The 17,698-nt window shown below is 65.1% G+C and carries 16 protein-coding genes; 12 read left to right on the top strand and 4 right to left on the bottom strand.

The features are described 5' to 3' along the window. Window positions 1-2: 2 nt before the first annotated feature. Window positions 3-395 (top strand): GFA family protein, encoded by a 393-nt coding sequence (locus tag V5F23_RS10420; protein WP_042729096.1) that lies wholly within the window; start codon window positions 3-5, stop codon window positions 393-395. 4 nt (window positions 396-399) lie between these two features. Here V5F23_RS10420 and V5F23_RS10425 read toward each other — a convergent pair whose 3' ends face one another. The 4 genes from V5F23_RS10425 to V5F23_RS10440 form a co-directional block, all read right to left on the bottom strand. Beyond that, on the bottom strand, window positions 400-1,848 hold the full coding sequence (locus V5F23_RS10425; protein WP_042729095.1) for an aldehyde dehydrogenase family protein: 1,449 nt from the start codon (window positions 1,846-1,848) through the stop codon (window positions 400-402). A 216-nt stretch (window positions 1,849-2,064) separates the two neighbouring features. Then, window positions 2,065-3,249 carry an FAD-binding oxidoreductase gene (locus tag V5F23_RS10430; protein WP_042729094.1) on the bottom strand — a complete coding sequence of 395 codons (1,185 nt, stop codon included), beginning with the start codon at window positions 3,247-3,249 and terminating at the stop codon, window positions 2,065-2,067. Next, complete coding sequence (locus V5F23_RS10435) at window positions 3,246-3,431, bottom strand: hypothetical protein (RefSeq protein ID WP_042729093.1); 186 nt, start codon at window positions 3,429-3,431, stop codon at window positions 3,246-3,248. The genes V5F23_RS10430 and V5F23_RS10435 overlap by 4 nt, the downstream gene beginning before the upstream one ends. Further along, window positions 3,421-4,557, bottom strand: a complete 1,137-nt coding sequence (locus tag V5F23_RS10440) for a DSD1 family PLP-dependent enzyme (RefSeq protein ID WP_042729092.1) — start codon at window positions 4,555-4,557, stop codon at window positions 3,421-3,423. The genes V5F23_RS10435 and V5F23_RS10440 overlap by 11 nt, the downstream gene beginning before the upstream one ends. A 94-nt stretch (window positions 4,558-4,651) precedes the next feature. Here V5F23_RS10440 and V5F23_RS10445 point away from each other — a divergent pair, with 94 nt between their 5' ends. The 11 genes from V5F23_RS10445 to argE all read left to right on the top strand — a co-directional run bounded on the left by V5F23_RS10445 (window position 4,652) and on the right by argE (window position 17,391). Continuing rightward, entirely contained in the window at window positions 4,652-5,536 is an 885-nt protein-coding gene (locus V5F23_RS10445; protein ID WP_042729091.1) for a LysR family transcriptional regulator, read from the top strand. Window positions 5,537-5,980: 444 nt separating this feature from the next. Continuing rightward, window positions 5,981-6,649, top strand: a complete 669-nt coding sequence (locus V5F23_RS10450; RefSeq protein ID WP_212803634.1) for a haloacid dehalogenase type II — start codon at window positions 5,981-5,983, stop codon at window positions 6,647-6,649. Window positions 6,650-6,684: 35 nt separating this feature from the next. Next, window positions 6,685-7,959: an FAD-binding oxidoreductase gene (locus tag V5F23_RS10455; RefSeq protein ID WP_042729089.1), complete on the top strand. Its 1,275-nt coding sequence runs from the start codon at window positions 6,685-6,687 to the stop codon at window positions 7,957-7,959. Window positions 7,960-8,044: 85 nt separating this feature from the next. Next, entirely contained in the window at window positions 8,045-9,688 is a 1,644-nt protein-coding gene (locus V5F23_RS10460) for an ABC transporter substrate-binding protein (protein WP_123578790.1), read from the top strand. A gap of 45 nt (window positions 9,689-9,733) precedes the next feature. Next, the gene (locus tag V5F23_RS10465) at window positions 9,734-10,690 is read left to right on the top strand and encodes an ABC transporter permease (RefSeq protein ID WP_042729087.1); all 957 of its coding nucleotides are present in this window, start codon (window positions 9,734-9,736) and stop codon (window positions 10,688-10,690) included. After that, on the top strand, window positions 10,687-11,562 hold the full coding sequence (locus V5F23_RS10470) for an ABC transporter permease (protein ID WP_042729086.1): 876 nt from the start codon (window positions 10,687-10,689) through the stop codon (window positions 11,560-11,562). Before V5F23_RS10465 ends, V5F23_RS10470 begins: the two co-directional genes overlap by 4 nt. A 1-nt stretch (window position 11,563) precedes the next feature. Continuing rightward, window positions 11,564-13,408, top strand: coding sequence for an ABC transporter ATP-binding protein (locus V5F23_RS10475; RefSeq protein ID WP_338498320.1), 1,845 nt, complete (start codon window positions 11,564-11,566; stop codon window positions 13,406-13,408). Next, the gene (locus tag V5F23_RS10480) at window positions 13,405-13,713 is read left to right on the top strand and encodes a (2Fe-2S)-binding protein (RefSeq protein ID WP_042729084.1); all 309 of its coding nucleotides are present in this window, start codon (window positions 13,405-13,407) and stop codon (window positions 13,711-13,713) included. Before V5F23_RS10475 ends, V5F23_RS10480 begins: the two co-directional genes overlap by 4 nt. Continuing rightward, complete coding sequence (locus V5F23_RS10485; RefSeq protein WP_212803636.1) at window positions 13,695-15,086, top strand: NAD(P)/FAD-dependent oxidoreductase; 1,392 nt, start codon at window positions 13,695-13,697, stop codon at window positions 15,084-15,086. Before V5F23_RS10480 ends, V5F23_RS10485 begins: the two co-directional genes overlap by 19 nt. Further along, window positions 15,083-16,237 (top strand): FAD-binding oxidoreductase, encoded by a 1,155-nt coding sequence (locus V5F23_RS10490; protein WP_123578792.1) that lies wholly within the window; start codon window positions 15,083-15,085, stop codon window positions 16,235-16,237. Before V5F23_RS10485 ends, V5F23_RS10490 begins: the two co-directional genes overlap by 4 nt. Continuing rightward, window positions 16,234-17,391 carry an acetylornithine deacetylase gene (gene argE / locus V5F23_RS10495; RefSeq protein WP_042732804.1) on the top strand — a complete coding sequence of 386 codons (1,158 nt, stop codon included), beginning with the start codon at window positions 16,234-16,236 and terminating at the stop codon, window positions 17,389-17,391. The genes V5F23_RS10490 and argE overlap by 4 nt, the downstream gene beginning before the upstream one ends. Window positions 17,392-17,698: the final 307 nt, after the last annotated feature.

The raw sequence follows: 17,698 nt of genomic DNA on the forward strand, positions 1-17,698 counted from the left end.
CCATGGACCGATTCACCGGCGGATGCCTGTGTGGCAACGTGCGTATCGAAGCCTCGGGCCGCCCTTATCGAGTGGGGCTTTGCCACTGCCTCGACTGCCGCAAGCACCATGGGGCATTGTTCTTCGCGGCGGCCATATTCCCTGAGACGGCGGTTAGGATCGAAGGCGAGACGCGCGATTACGACGGGCGTTTTTTCTGTCCGCGCTGCGGCTCGTCGGTGTTCGCCCGCAGCGGGGATGAAATCGAGGTGAACCTGGGCGCCCTGGATGCCCCTGATCAGTTGATGCCGACCTACGAGTGCTGGACCCGGCGGCGCGAGGCCTGGTTGCCGGCGTTCGTGCACATGAAACCGTACGCAGGCGACCGTAAGGGCCCTGGGCGGTCAGAGCCGTAGGCGATCAACCGAAGCCGACAATCGCCTTGGTCTCCAGATACTCCTCGAACCCATGGACGCCATACTCGCGGCCATTGCCCGAGCGCTTGTAGCCACCGAACGGCGCCATCGGATTCCAGGCCGGGTAGTTCAACAGCACCTGGCCTGCGCGGATGCGCGACGCCACGCTGCGCACCTGGTCGAGGTCCTGGCCCTGGACATGGGCCCCGAGGCCGTAGACGGTGTCGTTGGCGATGGCGACGGCTTCGTCCAGCGTGTCGTAGGGGATGATGCACAGCACCGGGCCGAAGATCTCTTCCTGGGCGATGCGCATGGCACTGTCCACCTGGGAGAATACCGTCGGCCGGGCATAGAAACCTTTGTCAAAGCCGGGCACGCGGCCTGGCCCGCCGCACAGCAATTTTGCGCCTTCCTCCAGGCCGAGGGCGATCATGCCTTGCACGCGGTTGAACTGCGCTTCGTTGGCGATGGGGCCGAGGACGGTGGCTTCCGATTGCGGATCGCCAACGATGATCGCGTTGGCGGTCGCGGCCGCGAGGGCTTCGACCTCCGCCAGGCGACTGCGCGGTACGATCATCCGGGTCGGTGCGCTGCAGGACTGGCCGACGTTGCGAAATGCCGACATCACGCCTGGCGGCACGGCCTTGGCCACGTCCGCGTCCGGCATCAGCAGGTTCGGTGATTTGCCGCCCAGTTCCTGGGTGACGCGCTTGACCGTGGGCGCGGCGGCCTGGGCCACCAGCGCGCCGGCGCGGTTCGAGCCGGTGATGGAGATCATGTCGATATCCGGATGCGCCGCCATGGCCGCGCCAACGTCGGCACCGCTGCCGTTCACCAGGTTGAAAACGCCTGGAGGGAGGCCGGCGTCATGCACCAGTTGGGCGAAGAGCAGGGCGCTCAACGGCGACAGTTCGCTGGGTTTGAGGACCACCGTGCAGCCGGCGGCAATCGCCGGGGCGACCTTGGCGGTGATCTGGTACAGCGGCCAGTTCCACGGCGTGATGAGGCCGCAGACGCCAATGGGCTCGCGGTCGATGGCGGTGCCGTTCTCGACCTTGCGAAACGCATAGGTGGCGAGCAGGTCACGGGCCACCCGGACATGTTCGGCCGCCAGCGGCACCTGCATGGCCCGGGCGAAACCGATGGCGGCGCCCATTTCCAGCGAGAGCGTCTGGGCCAATGCCTCCTTGTGTTCAAGGATCAGCTCATGGAGTCTGCCCAGGATCGATGCGCGCGTGGCCACCGGGGTCGCGGCCCACCCCGCAAAGGCCCCACGGGCGGCGGCGACTGCCCGGTCGACGTCCTCGCTGGAACCGCGGGCGACTTCGGCGATTACCGCTTCGGTGGCCGGGTTGACCACCGGTAGCGTGGCCGGGTGGGCCGCAAACGACCAGTCGCCGTTGATGTAAAACTGCCCATGCTTCAGCGGGCTATTCGAAGATCGGGTGGTCATCCAACGGGCTCCCATGGGGCGTAATGCGATGGCCGGCAGCAGATCGCGATGCCGTTTCTCATCAATAAACTATCAAAGCCGTTGCGATGGCTTGTGCCGTTGTTGAGCCTGGCAAAGGATAATCTGCTGTATCTGCCGGGCAGACTGGGCAAAACGTAGCGACGCAGGTTTCATGGCGCAAAAAACCTCGGGTCGTCAGCCGATGGCTTGGGCGGTTCAGACAAGCTTGCCGGTGCTCGCGATGCTGGCCGAGAGCGGCGTGGCGAGGGCCATCGGGTCGGTGAAGCGGCGGATGTCGAACGGGCTGATCAAGGTGCCGGTGCTGCCGGTGCTGATCAACTCGGCCATGACATCGCCGACGCCTGGGCCGAGCTGGAAACCATGCCCGCAGAACCCGAAGGCATAGAACAGCCCCGGCACCCTGCCGCTGGGGCCCATGATCGGCAGCGAGTCGGGGGTATAGCTCTCGATGCCGCTCCACACGCGGATGATGTTGAGGTGGCCGACCCCCGGCAGCAGGCGACTCATCTGGTGCATCTGGTTGAGCAGGCTTTCCGGCCGGAAGTAGGCGCGACGGTTGATCATGTCCGGCTTGCAGCGGTTGCCACCGCCGATGATGAGATTGCCCCGGGGGATCTGCCGGAAGTAGATCACTTCTTCCTTGATCTTGGTGAACACTCCAATCACTGTCGGCAACGCATAGGGCACCGGTTCAGTGACCGACATCTGTGGCCCGTTGGGCTCCAGGGGCACGGCTTCGTCGAACTGTTCGGACAGCCTGGCCCCCCAGGCGCCCGCCGTGATCAGCAACTGCTCGCCGATGAACTGCTGGCCGTCGGTGGTGGTCACGTGGAATTCGCCGTTGACCTTTTGCACGTCGGCCACTTCCGTGCGTTCGCGGACGTGGGCCCCGGCCCGGGTTGCCGCGCGGGCAAAGGCCGGGGCCGCCAGGCGCGGATTGGCGTGACCGTCGTGGGGGGCGTAGGAGCCGCCCTTGACCTCGGGGCCGAGGAAGGGAAAGCGCTCGTGCAAGGCCTTGCCGGTGATGATCTGCAAGTCCAGCGCCCGAGCCTCGGGGGCGTCGGCGTAGGCCTGCAGCTCGGCGATCTCGTCTTCGCGATAACACACGCGCATGTGGCCGCTGGGAATGAATTCCAGGTCGTCGCCGATCAGTTCGGGTAGCCGTTTCCATAACCCGTAGGAGCGGTTGGACAGCTCCAGTTGGCCAAGGAATCGTCCCTGGCGCCGCACGTTGCCGAAGTTCACCCCACTGGCGTACTGGCCGATCAGGTCGCGTTCCAGCAACGTCACCGAACGCCCGCGCTGGCGCAGGAAAAACGCCGACGCCGAGCCCATGATGCCGCCGCCGATAATCAGTACATCGCTTTTTTGTGGCTTCATGATGTGTGCTCGATGGGCCCATGGGGCGAGGGTGAATAGGTGCCCTCGGGGACACCGGCCAGCGCTTCGATTTCGATGAGGTAACCGAGATGCAGGGCCGGCACCGGGACCACGGCCTGGGGGTAATGCCTACCCGGCGCGGCAGGCTGGGGGGTATGAATCAAGTCGATTTCACCAGCCATGCAGGCGACTCCAGGTCTGGATTTCGCCGCTGGCCTCACAGGCGCTGTACTGAGCAAACTGCGCGCCCGTGGCGCACGCGTGGTTGGGCAGGATGCGCAGGCGGCTGCCGACGGGAAACCGTGTCGTGATGTCCACGTTTGCGGGCTGTTCCAGGGTGATGATGCCGTGCTCCTGATTGGCGCCGGTGAGCCGCGCGCCGTCGATCCAGTCGCCGGCCTCGTTGCACACCTGGCCGTAGCCAAAGTCGCGCCGTTGGCGCTGCGTCCCCCGGTCGCGACTCATGGCCATCCAGCCGGCATCGGTGATGATCCAGCCTTTGTCTTTCTGATGACCGATCACGGTGGTCAGTACGCTCAGGGCCAACTCGTCGGCGGCGCAAACACCGACGTTGTGCATCACCAGGTCGAAGAACACATACACCCCGGCGCGAACTTCGGTGACGCCTTCCAGGTGCTGCGCCGACAAGGCCGTGGGTGTCGAGCCGATGCTGACCTGCGGGCAGGCCAGGCCGGCTTCGCGGATGCGCTGGGCGGCGCTGACACAGGCGTGCCGCTCCTGTTCGGCCAAGGCTTGCAGCGCCTGGGGCGTGTCGAGTTCGTAGCTGGATCCGGCGTGGGTCATCACGCCGCACAGGTGCATGCCGCCGTCGCTGAGTGTCCGCGCGATGTCGACGAGCGACGGGTCCTCGACCCGCAGGCCGGATCGATGGCCGTCGCAATCGATCTCGATCCAGACGGCGAAACGTTCGTCGTGGTGCCCGCCGAAATCGACGACGGCCTGGGCGGCGGCCAGACTGTCGACCAGGAGGCTCAGCTGGCAGCCCTTGCGCCTGAGGGCCAGGGCCTGGGGCAATTTGCCAGGAGCCATGGCGACCGCATAGAAGATGTCCTGGATGCCGTTGGCGAAACAGTGTTGCGCCTCCTTCAAGGTGGAGACGGTGATCCCGCTGGCGCCGGCCTGGATCTGTGCCTGGACCACGGGCAGGCATTTGCTGGTCTTGATGTGCGGGCGCAGGCGAACGCCCAATGCGTCCATGCGTTGCTGCATGCGTTGGATATTGCGCTGCATTCGCGGCACATCGATGAGCGCAACGGGGGTGTCGAGAAAGGCAAGGGAGGCAGGCATGGGCAGGACTCGGTGAGGGGAGACAGGGCGACTCTACGCAGCCATCGTGAAGTTATGGTTCAATGCTTCGTCATCTATCATTAAGTTGAATTGAATGATTGCCATCGAAGACCTGCGCATGGCCGTGACGCTGGCGCGTTCCGATTCGTTGAGTGCCGCCGCCAGGGCCCTCAATGTCTCGCCTCCGGCGCTATCCATGCGTTTGCGCAAGCTGGAAACGCTGCTCGGCCTGACCTTGGCCAACCGCGACGCCCGGCGCCTGAGCCTGACCGCCGACGGCGAGCGGTTCTCGCGCCAGAGCGCGCTGTTGCTGGAGCAGTTGGAGGCGCTGCCCGAGTCGTTCAAGCAACAGGACGATCAGCTGGCCGGCACCCTCAGGCTGGCGGCGCCGTTCGGCTATGGTCGACAACGCATCGCGCCGCTGCTGGCCCGTTTCGCCCGGCTGCATCCGCACCTGTGCCTGCACCTGGATTTGCGCGAAACGCCCTGGCCTGATCGCCATGACAGCGACGCGGTGATACACGTCGGCGCCCTCAGTGACAGCCAGTGGGTGGCCCGGCCCCTGACCCAGAATGATCGATGGCTCTGCGCAAGTCCGGCCTATCTGGAGCAGTACGGTACGCCTGCGTTACCTGAGCAACTGGCTGAACACCGCTGCATCTGTATTCGGGAAAACGATGAAGACGTCACGCTGTGGCATCTGCGCAACGGGCAGGGGCGCAAGACGTTGCGCATCAAGCCCGCGCTATTGAGCAACGACGGCAGCGTGGCCCGGCGTTGGGCCGAGCAGGGGCTGGGCTTGGTGCTGCGCTCGCAATGGGACGTCAGCAAAGCCATCGCCGAAGGCCGCCTGGTGCGGGTGCTCGCTGATTGGCAATTCGACAGCGCCCCGATCAACCTGCTGGTGCCCTCGCGCAAGCTCCGCAGCGCACGGGTACAGGCCTTGGTGAGCTTCTTCGAGGCTGAATTGAAGGCCTGAGTTCTACAGGCCTACCGCCTTCGCGAGCAAGCTCGCTCCCGCAGTGGTTTGGTGGGGTGCATCCAGTGCAGCAACACCCGATACCTCCTGTGGGCGCGAGCTTGCTCGCGAAAGCGATCGTCCATTCCACACAGCCGGCAGCACTGCCTATTCCAGGCGTAGATTCTGCCGTAAAGCACCCTTTGCAGCGCCGGTTTGCGCACCATAACTGCCCGCAAAGCCTCAGAAACACGGGTGCAGCGCCCACGCCTGGAGCATCCCGCAAAGTCTGCTGAGGGAGCCCCGCAAAACGGTGGTTTGTACCAAGCGGCCAGTATTTTTAACCGTTTTTCCACGGTCTCATGGTGTTGTAATGAAAACGTGATGCAGCGATGCCGCGACGCCTCACGACCCGCAGCAATGTTTGCCACGTCAGGCCCTCAACCATCATCAGGACCCGCACTCATGAGCTTTCTTCGACCCAAGTACATCACCTTCGACTGCTACGGCACGTTGACCAATTTCCAGATGGGCACCATGACCCGCGAGCTGTTTGCCGACCGTGTCAGCGCCGGGCAGATGGACCAGTTCGTCACGGACTTCGCCGCCTATCGTCTGGACCAGGTGATGGGTGACTGGCGGCCCTATGATGAAATCATCAAGACCGCCCTGATGCGGGTCTGCAAGCGTTGGGGCGTCGAGTACCGGGGCGAAGGCCAGCTCTATTACGATGCCGTTCCCACCTGGGGCCCGCACGCCGACGTACCGGCGGGCCTGTCGAAGATCGCCGACAAGATCCCCCTGGTGATTTTCTCCAACGCGATGGACGAGCAGATCATGTCCAACGTCGACAAGCTCGGCGCGCCTTTTCATAAAGTCTTCACCGCCCAGCAGGCCCAGGCCTACAAGCCGCGCCTGGCGGCCTTCGAATTCATGCTCGACAACTTAGGCTGCGGGCCGGAGGACGTGCTGCACGTCTCGTCCAGTTTCCGCTACGACCTGATGCCCGCCCACGACATGAAGATCAGGAACAAAGCCTTCGTCGCCCGTGGCCATGAACAACCAGGCAACGCCATCTACGGCTACCACCAGATCGCCGATATCGGTGGCTTGCCCGGCCTGGTCGGGCTCTGAGGCGCACGCATTCTTCAAGGTCAAAGGGGTTAGACATGGGCAGTGAGTCCTATTGGCTCGATACCGCACCGGCGTTCACCGGTGCCCAGCTCGGCGGGTTGCCGGGGCAGGTCGACGTCGCCATCGTGGGTGGTGGCTTCACCGGCCTGGCGGCGGCCCGCGCCTTGGCCTTGAAGGGCGCCAGCGTGGTAGTGCTGGAGGCCGGCAGAGTGATCGGCGAAGCGTCGGGGCGCAACGGCGGCCATTGCAGCACCGGCGTGGCCCAGGACTACGCCGCACTCACCGCCAGCCTTGGCGCCGATAAGGCGCGTGCCTATTACCAGGCCTACGAAAGCGCGGTGCAAAGCGTCGTTTCACTGGTGGAGCAGGAGGGGATTGCCTGCGACCTCAAGCGCAACGGCAAGCTCAAACTGGCCGCCAAGCCGATGCACTACGAAGGGTTGGCGCGCACTTGCGAGCTGATTCGCAAGGAGGTCGATGCCCAGGTCCAATTGCTGTCTGCGCAAGAGGCCCGGGCGGAGGTCAACTCCAGCCAGTTCCACGGCGGCCTGTTGCAGCGCAACGGCGTGCAGATGCACGTCGGGCGCTTCGGGATCGGCCTGGCCGAGGCGGCGGCGCGTCACGGCGCGCTGATCTTCCAGGGCGTCACGGTCAAGGACTGGAAGGCCAGCGCCGGCGGCTATCGGGTCAACACCAGCAAGGGCACGTTGCACGCCTCGCAGGTCTTGTTGGCGACCGGCGCCAGCCAGCAGGGCGGCTTGGGTTGGTATCGGCGGCGCATTGTCCCGGTGGGCAGCTTCGTGGTGGCTACTGAGGTGTTGCCTGACGCATTGATCGACAGCCTGCTGCCGGCCCGGCGCTCCTATGTCACCAGCCGGATGATCGGCAATTACTTCCGGTTGACGCCGGACAATCGCCTGCTGTTTGGCGGCCGCGCGCGGTTTGCCATGTCCGACAGCGTGTCCGATGCCAAGAGCGGCAAGGTGCTGCAAGCGGCGATGGTGCGGATGTTCCCGCAACTGGCGAACACCCGGATCGATTATTGCTGGGGCGGCCTGGTGGACATGACGTCCGATCGCCTGCCCCGGGCCGGGCAGCATGGCGGGGTGTTCCACTCCATGGGCTACAGCGGCCATGGCGTGCAGATGTCGGTGCACATGGGCCAGGTCATGGCCGAGGTCATGGCCGGCAAGGCCGAGGCCAATCCTTGGCGTGAACTCGATTGGCCGGCCATCCCCGGCCACTTCGGCAAGCCTTGGTTCCTGCCGTTGGTGGGGGCGTACTACCGGCTGCAGGACTACCTGCACTGAGTTTCATGAAGTTGCTTGGCGTTCCATTCACGTTGCGTCAACCGTGCGCAACCGAGCCCTTATCACTTGGAAAGGTAGAACTGACATGACTGACAATAAGAACAGCATCGACAGCCAGTTGATTACCGGCACAGAAAGTCTGCGTGTTTTCGAAGGGCTCAACCGCGGCATGTCGCGTCGCCACGCCTTGCAGATGCTGGGGCTGGCGGGTGTCGCGGCAGCGGGGGCCGGCAGCCTGTTCGGCGCCGCTGGCAAGTTGTTCGCCGATGAACAGGCCAACCCCGGCAAAGGCAAGCCCGGCGGGCGTATCCGCGTCGCGGGCATCTCCAGCTCGACCGCCGATACCCTGGACCCGGCCAAAGGCTCGTCGTCCACCGACTACGTACGTCACTACATGTTCTACAACGGCCTGACCCGTTTCGACAGCCACATGGTGCCGCAACTGGAGCTGGCCGAACGCATCGACACCACCGACGCCACGCTCTGGGTCGTCACCCTGCGCAAGGAAGTGACGTTCCACAACGGCAAGGGGCTGACCGCTGCCGATGTGGTGTATTCGCTGATGCGCCACAAAGACCCGATCACCGGTTCCAAGGTCATGTCGCTGGCGGAGCAGTTCGCCGAGGTCAAGGCCACCGGCACCCACGAGGTGCAGATCCGCCTGAGCGGCCCGAATGCCGAACTGCCGTCGATCCTCGCCGTTTCTCACCTGCTGATCGTCCCGGAGGGCACCAGCGACTTCAACCAGGGCATCGGGACCGGGCCGTACAAGGTCAAGGAATTCAAGCCTGGGGTGCGTTCGATCGGTGTACGCAACACCGGCTACTGGAAACCCGGCCTGCCGTACCTGGACGAGATCGAATTCATCGGCATCGGCGACGAGCCGTCGCGGGTCAACGCGCTGCTGTCGGGCGACGTGCAGATCATCAACGAGGTCAACCCGCGTTCGACCACGCGGATCAAGGACAGCAGCGGCCATCGTGTGGTGGATTCCCCGTCGGGCAACTACACCGACCTGATCATTCGCCAGGACCAGATGCCCGGCCAGAGCGCCGAGTTCACCGAGGCGCTGAAACTGCTGCTGGACCGCGAGCAGGTCAAGTCGGCGATCTTCCGTGGCTTCGCCCGGGTCGGCAACGACCACCCCATCGCCCCCGGCGCACGGTTCTACAACGCCGACCTGCCTCAGCGGGTCTACGACCCGGAGAAGGCCAGGTTCCTGCTCAAGAAGGCCGGCATGGAAAGCATCAGCATGCCGTTGATGTGCTCGCCGGCCGCCACCGGTTCGGTGGACGTGGCCGTGCTGTTGCAGCAATCGGCCAAGGAAGCCGGGCTCAAGCTCAACGTCAACCGCCTGCCGAGCGATGGCTACTGGTCCAACCACTGGGCCAAGCACCCGCTGAGTTTCGGCAACATCAACCCGCGTCCCAACGCCGACATGCTGTTTTCGCAGTTCTTCCAGTCCTCGGCGCCGTGGAACGAGTCCGGTTGGAAGAACCCGCAGTTCGACCAACTGTTGGTGCAGGCCCGGGGGGAAACCGACGAGGCCAAGCGCGGCAAGATGTACGCCGACATGCAGACCCTGGTGCACGACCACAGCGGCATCGGCATTCCGGTGTTCATCAGCAACATCGACGGCGTCGACCAGCGCGTCAAGGGCTATGGCACCAACCCGCTGGGCGGTTTCATGGGCTACATGTTCGCCGAGCAAGTCTGGCTGGACGCCTGATGAGCGTCGGGTATCGGCCGGGTGACCGGGCAGGAGGGCAGGGTGATGAATAGCAGCACACTGTGGCTGATCGGCCGGCGCGCAGGCGCCGCGATCGTGACGCTGTTGATCGTCTCGATGGTGGTGTTCGCCATCACGGCGGTGTTGCCGGGAGATGCGGCGCAACAGGCCCTTGGACAGTTCGCCACGCCGGAGCAGGTCGCGGCGCTGCGGGTGAAGATGGGCCTCGATCAGCCGGGCGTGCTGCGCTACCTGCACTGGTTGACGAGCCTGCTCAGTGGCGACCTCGGCGTGTCGGTCTCCAATGCCGTGCCGGTCACCGAGCTGATGGCAGGCAGGGTGCCCAACACGCTGATGCTGGCGGCCACCACGGCGCTGGTCTCGGTGCCCGTGGCATTGATCCTGGGCATTGGCTCGGCGATGTGGCGTGGTGGCCGCGTCGACGGTTTCATGAGCTTCTTCACCCTGATGATGGTGGCGGTGCCGGAGTTCCTGGTCGCGACCCTGGCGGTGCTGATTTTCGCGGTGAACCTGGGTTGGCTTTCGGCACTGTCCTACGCCAGTGAAATCACCTCGCCGTGGCAGTTCATGCGCACCTACGCCTTGCCGGTGATGACGCTGTGCTGCGTGATCGTTGCGCAGATGGCGCGCATGACCCGGGCAGCGGTGATCGATCAACTGGACAGCCCCTACGTGGAAATGGCCCGCCTCAAGGGCGTGAGTGCGGTGCGGGTGGTGCTGCGGCATGCCTTGCCCAACGCGATTGGACCGATCGCCAACGCCATCGCCTTGAGCCTCTCCTACCTGCTGGGCGGGGTGGTGATCGTCGAGACGATTTTCAACTACCCCGGCATCGCCAGCCTGATGGTCGATGCCGTGACCAACCGTGACATGGCGCTGGTCCAGGCCTGCACCATGCTGTTCTGCACGGCGTACCTGATGTTGGTGCTGATTGCCGATCTGTGCGCGATCCTTTCCAATCCGAGGCTGAGAAACCAATGAACAATCCCATTGTGAAATCCCCGACGGCGGCGGTCGCACTGGCATTGGGCAAGGACGCTCACGGTTCGTCCTGGCTGGGGCTGATCGGCGCCGTGATGTGCGCGGTCTGGCTGCTGGTGGCGATCTTCGGCCCCTGGCTGGCACCGCACCCGGTGGGCGAAGTGGTCTCCGACAATATCTTCGACAGTTTCAGCGCGGCCTACCCGCTGGGCACCGATTACCTGGGGCGCGACATGCTCAGCCGCATTCTCGTGGGCGCGCGCCTCACGGTGGGCCTGGCGCTGGTGGCGGCGGTCCTGGCCAGTGGGCTCGGCACCAGTTGCGCGCTGCTGTCAGTGGTCTCGCCCAAGTGGCTGGATGAACTGATCAGTCGGCTGATGGACGCCTTCATTTCGATCCCGAGCAAGATGCTGGCGCTGATCATGGTCTCGGCCTTCGGTTCGTCGGTGACGCTGCTGGTGTGCACGGCGGTGCTGAGCTACACGCCGGGCGCGTTTCGCATCGCCCGCAGCATGGCGGTGAATATCGAGGCGCTGGAGTACGTGCAAGTGGCCCGCACCCGGGGCGAGCGGCGGCTGTACGTCGCCTGTGTGGAAATTCTGCCGAACATGCTCAACCCGGTGCTGGCTGACCTGGGGTTGCGCTTTGGCTTCATCGTCCTGCTGCTCAGCGGCATGAGCTTCCTCGGCCTCGGCGTGCAACCGCCGGACGCCGACCTGGGATCGCTGGTGCGCGAGAACATCGGTGGCCTCAACCAGGGCGCACCGGCCATCGTGATCCCGGCGTTGGCCATCGGCACCCTGACCATTGGCGTCAATCTGTTTATCGATCGCCTGTCGTCACGGCGCAATCGACGTTCGGGAGGCCATTGATATGAGTGAATTGATCCGAGTCGACAACCTGCGGGTGGTCGCCAGTGGCGAGCGCGGTGACGTGGAGATCGTCAAGGGCGTGAGCTTCGCCCTGGAAAAAGGCGAGGTGCTGGCCCTGATCGGCGAGTCCGGCTCCGGCAAGACCACCATCGCCCTGGCGCTGCTCGGCTACGCCCGGCGCGGCTGTCGCCTGGCGGGTGGGGTGGTGCAGATCGGCGAGCACGACATGCTCGCATTGAGCGAAAGCGAGTTGCAGGGCTTGCGTGGCAACCGAGTCTCGTACATCGCCCAAAGCGCCGCGGCGGCGTTCAACCCGGCCAAGAGGTTGATCGACCAAGTGGTGGAAGGGGCACTGATCCATGGCCTGGGCAGTCGGGCCACGCTGGAAGCCAAGGCCATGGAGTTGTTTCGCGACCTGGCGTTGCCGAACCCCGAACGCATCGGCCGCCGCTATCCTCATCAAGTGTCCGGCGGACAATTGCAGCGGGTCATGGCGGCCATGGCGCTGATCAGCGACCCGCTGCTGGTGGTGCTCGACGAGCCGACCACTGCCCTGGACGTGACCACCCAGATCGATGTGTTGCGTGCCTTCAAACGCGTGGTGCGCGAGCGCGGCGCCACGGCGGTCTACGTGTCCCACGACCTGGCCGTCGTGGCCCAGATGGCCGACCAGATCGTGGTGCTCAACGGCGGGCAGATCTTCGAGCAGAGCGCCACCGCGCCGTTGCTCAAGGGCCCGGCCCACGCCTACACCCGCAGCCTGTTGGCGGCGGCGCGACCGGACATGACCCTGCGCCCGCCGTGCGGCGTGGCGCAAGACACGCCGCTGCTGACCATCCAGGGCTTGACCGCCGGCTACGGCAACAAGGATGCGCGCGGCATGCCGACGATCCGCGTCCTGGAGGACATCGACCTGACGGTGCGCCGGGGCCAGGCCATCGGTGTGATCGGTGAGTCGGGTTCGGGCAAGTCGACCCTGGCGCGGGTGGTGGCGGGGTTGCTGACCCCGGCGGTCGGCGGGCTGACGTTCGACGGGCAACCCTTGGGTGGCAGCCTGTCCGAGCGCACCGATGAACAGTTCCGACGGATCCAGATGGTGTTCCAGAACGCCGACACCGCGCTCAATCCGATGCACAGCATCAGCACCATCCTGGGTCGGCCGCTGAAGATGTATTTCGGCCTCAAGGGCGCGGCCCTGCGTGAGCGTATCGGTGAGCTGATGGACCTGGTACGCCTGCCGCGGGACTTGGCCGAACGCCGCCCCGGCGAGCTTTCCGGCGGGCAGAAACAGCGCGTCAACCTGGCCCGGGCGCTGGCGGCGAAGCCGGACCTGATCCTGTGCGATGAAGTGACCTCGGCCCTCGACACCGTGGTCGGCGCGGCGATCCTCGAACTGCTGCGCGACCTGCGCCAGCAACTGGGGGTTTCCTACCTGTTCATCAGCCATGACATCTCCACGGTGCGGGCGCTGTGCGACGACATCGTGGTGATGTACAGCGGCTACAAGGTCCAGGCCGGTGCGCGGCAAGCCTTCGCCCAGGCGCCGTTCCATCCCTACACCGACCTGTTGATCCATTCGGTGCCAGAAATGCGCCAGGGCTGGCTGGAAAGCTGCGGCGCCACGACTTGCGGCTCGCTGCCCGCCCTGGGGCCGAGGGCCGATGTGCCGGGGTTGTGCACCTTTCTCGAACGTTGCCCGGTGCGGGTCGATGGCGTGTGCAATCGCACCGCGCCGCCGCGACGAATCATCGACGGCGGCAGCGAAGTGCTCTGTCATCACGACAGCGGCGAGCTGCTCAAGACCCAACAGGATTCAAACAGCATGATCGTGGGAGCCTACGCATGAACGCGCGTTTTGTGAGGTTGGCCGAACAGGGCCGGCCCGTTGTCCGATTGAAGGTCGATGGCGAACCCATCGAGGCGTTGCAGGGCGACACGCTGATGGTCGCGCTGTTGACCCATGGCCCGGCGCTGCGCCAGTCGGAGTTCGACCCCGGCAGCCGCGCCGGCTTCTGCCTGATGGGCGCCTGCCAGGATTGCTGGGTCTGGACCCGCGGCGGCGAGCGCCTGCGCGCTTGTTCCAATGAAGTGCGCGAAGGATTGGACATCATCACCCGGCAACCGGAGGCGATATGGCCACTGCGCGGATGAACACTCATCGAATTGCCATCGTCGGCGCGGGCCCGGCCGGCGTGCGGTGCGCCGAGACCCTGGTGGCGGCGGGCTTCAGGCCGATCCTGATCGACGAAAATCGTCGCGACGGCGGGCAGATCTATCGCCGCCAGCCCGAAGGCTTCACTCGCAGCTACGCGACGCTGTACGGCACCGAGGCGGACAAGGCCAGGGCCTTGCACGACAGCTTCGATCGCCTGCGCCCGCAGATCGACTATCGCCCGGACACCCTGGTCTGGAACCTGACGCCGGGCCAGCTGTGTTGCGTCGGCCAGGGCGTGCATTCGACGGTGGAGTACGACGCCCTGATTCTTTGCACCGGTGCCACCGACCGCTTGATGCCGGTCGAAGGCTGGCAACTGGGCGGCACCTACAGCCTCGGCGGGGCGCAGATCGCGCTCAAGGCCCAGGCCGTTTCCATCGGCCATCGCGTGGTGTTCATGGGCAGCGGGCCGTTGCTGTACCTGGTCGCCAGCCAGTATGTGAAAGCCGGGGCCTCGGTGGCCGCGGTGCTGGACACCTCGCCCCTGGGCCATCGGCTCAAGGCTTTGCCCAAGCTCATGGCACGCCCGGGATTACTGTTCACCGGGCTGAAACTGCTGGCGCAACTGTATCGGGCGAAGATCCCGGTGCACCTGGGCATTTCTCCCCTCGGCGTGCTCGGCGAGGCCAGCCGTGGCGTCAGCGGCGTGCGGGTGCGCCGCGCGAATGGCGAGACGTTGACCGTGGCATGCGACGCGCTGGCGCTGGGTTACCACCTGCGGCCGGAGACCCAACTGGCCGACCTGGCGGGCTGTCGCCTGCGCTTTGACGAGGCGAGCAGTCAATGGTGGCTGGACACGGACGCTGAGGGCCGGACCTCGGTCAGTGGCGTCTACGCGGCCGGCGATGGGGCGAAGGTCCGCGGTGCCGATGCCGCCGAACATGCCGGTCGCCTGGTCGCCATGGCGCTGCTCACTGACCTGCAGCAGCCGGTGGAGGCGACACACCTGGCCGATCAGCAGCGTGCGCTCAAGGTCATGGATGCGTTTCGCCTGGGCCTGGCCGAGGCATTCCCCTGGCCTGCCGAACAAGCCGGGGCCTTGCCGGACGAGGCCATCGTCTGTCGCTGCGAAATGATCAGCGCCGGCGAGTTGCGCCGCACCGTCAGCGAGAAGGGCGCCTGCGAAGTGAACCGGGCCAAGGCGTTCAGCCGGGTCGGCATGGGCCGCTGCCAGGGTCGTTACTGTTCCCAGGCCGGGGCCGAAGTGATCGCCGCCGCCGCTGGCATCCCGGTGCAGGAGGTGGGGCGCCAACGTGGCCAGGCACCGGTGAAACCGCTTTCGATGCTGACCCGGGAGGTAACCCCATGACGGTGCAACGAGCCGATGTGGTGATTGTCGGCGGCGGCCTGATGGGCTCGGCCACGGCGTTTTTCCTGCGGCAGCGGGGGCAGTCGGTGATCCTGCTGGAGCGTGACCAGGTCGGTCAGTACGCCAGCGGTGTGAACTTCGGCAATGTGCGACGCCAGGGGCGTTTTCTCGGGCAGTTGGAACTGGCGAACCGTTCGTGGGCCTTGTGGAAGCGCCTGCCGGAGTTGATCGACGATGACCTGGAATTCATCGCCAGCGGTCACATGCGCGTGTGTTATCGCGAGGATGAAATTGCCGAGCTCCAAGCCTACGCGGCGGCGCCTGAGGCGGCGCAGCTGGATTTGCAGATCTACCGGGGCGCCGACCTGCACGAGCGCTTCCCGTTTCTGGGCAAGGATGTCAAGGGCGGCTCCTATGCGCCGCACGACGGGCATGCCAACCCCCGCCTGGCGGCACCTGCGTTTGCGCGGGCGGCCCGGCGGCTCGGGGCGCGGATCGAAGAGCGCACCGAGGTGGCCGAAGTGCACAAGAGTGGCGACGGGTTTGGCGTGACCACCACCGATGGCCGCCAGTTCAGCGCCGCGCAGTTGCTGATCACCGCCGGTGCCTGGGGCGAGAAGCTCTCGGCGCAATTCGGCGAACCGGTTCCCCTGGAAACCAACGGCCCGCAGATGGCCGTCACCGAACCGGTGCCGTATGCCTTGCCGACGGTGATCGGCGTGTACACCAAAATCCCCGAAGAGGTGATCTACTTCCGCCAGATCCCGCGGGGCAACATCATCATTGGCGGGGGATATCGCAGCAAGCCGGACATGCTCAACCGCCGGGCCTACGTCGAGCCGCGCAGCATCCTCAACCAACTGGAGCAGATGCGGCGCCTGGTGCCGGGCATCGACAACCTCAACATCATCCGGGTGTGGAGCGGTATCGAAGGCTACCTGTCGGATGCTTTGCCGGTGATGGGTCGCAGCGGCAATGTCGACGGTCTGTTCTATGCTTTCGGCTTCAGCGGCCACGGCTTCCAGCTCGGCCCGGGCGTCGGCGACGTCATGGCCGAACTGATCAGCACCGGCAGCACCAGCACTTCCATCGAGCCGTTTTCCATTCGCCGGTTCGCCTCATCCGCCGAGCAACGGAGCAAGGCCTCATGAAACCTCGGGTACTGGCCATCCTCGAACGCCTGCTGGCCTTTGAAACGGTCTCCTCGCAGTCGAACCTCGCCTTGATCGAATATGTGCGCGACCTGTTGCTGAGCAAGGGCATCGATTCATTGATCGTCGAGGATGAAAGCGGCAAGAAAGCCAACCTGTTCGCCAGCACCGGGCCACGGGAGTTGCCGGGGATCCTGTTGTCCGGGCACACCGACGTGGTGCCGGCGGCCGGGCAGGCCTGGACGGTCCCGGCGTTCCAGGCGACGCTGCGGGACGGCCGGATCTACGGCCGTGGCAGCTGCGACATGAAGGGCTTCATCGCCCTGGCCATCGACGCCATGCTCGATGCAGCCGAGCATCCGTTGAGCCGGCCGTTGCAGCTGGCGTTGTCCCACGACGAGGAAATCGGTTGCGTGGGGGTGCGACGCTTGCTCGATGTGCTGCACCTGGCGCCGGTGCGACCGTTCCTGTGTGTGATCGGCGAGCCGACCAACATGCAGTTCGTGCTCGGCCATAAGGGCAAGGGTTCCTACCGCACCTACTGCCGTGGCCTGGAGGCGCATTCGTCGCTGGCGCCGCGCTCGGTGAATGCGATCCACCTGGCCTGCGACTTCATCGCCGCCTTGCGCCAGAGCCAGCAGCGGTTGCAGGCGCACGGAGCGCAGGATGCGGATTACGACGTGCCCTACAGCACCGTGCATGTGGGGCAGATTGTCGGTGGCAAGGCGCTGAACATCGTGCCGAACCTGTGCACCCTGGATTTCGAGGTGCGCAACCTGCCGGCCGATGACCTCGACGGGTTCCTGGAGCAGTTGCGCGAACACGCCGAATTGATCGTCAGGGAGGCCAGGCAGTTGTCCAGCGTGGCGGCCATCGAGATCGAAACCGTGAACGTCTACCCGGGCCTGGACACTCACCCGAGCGTCGAGGCGGTGCGTTTCCTCAAGGCCTTCGCCGCCCCGGACACCGGCACCGCCAAGGTCTCCTTCGGCACCGAGGGCGGCCTGTTCAAGCAACGCCTGGACGTGCCGGTGGTGGTCTGCGGCCCGGGCTCGATCGAACAGGCGCACAAGCCCGATGAGTTCATCGAGATCAGCCAGATGGAAGCGGGCGAGCGATTCCTGGATGGGCTGCTGGGATCGCTCAAGCGCTAGATTTCTGTGGGAGCTTGCTCGCGAAAATGGTGTGTCAGCCGCTGCCTAGGTAGCTGATCTGACGCCTTCGCGGATAAGCCCGCTCCCACAGGGTTTCTGCTCGCCGCAATTATCGCAGCCACCCCAAAAACAACTGTGCGAGCTTGCCCCCACTCGGGATTCTCCAACAAGGGGAATCATCAGGATCAGGTTGATTCCGGCGGTCGGTAGAGCCTGCCGTCCCGTCGCGATTTTCAGCATCCAACACTGCGCCAAAATACCCTTTCAGCATCCTGCCCCGTGGCATCTCCCTAGACTGGAATGACCT

This window comes from Pseudomonas sp. WP18 (assembly GCF_036689585.1).
Lineage (GTDB): Bacteria > Pseudomonadota > Gammaproteobacteria > Pseudomonadales > Pseudomonadaceae > Aquipseudomonas > Aquipseudomonas chlororaphis_E.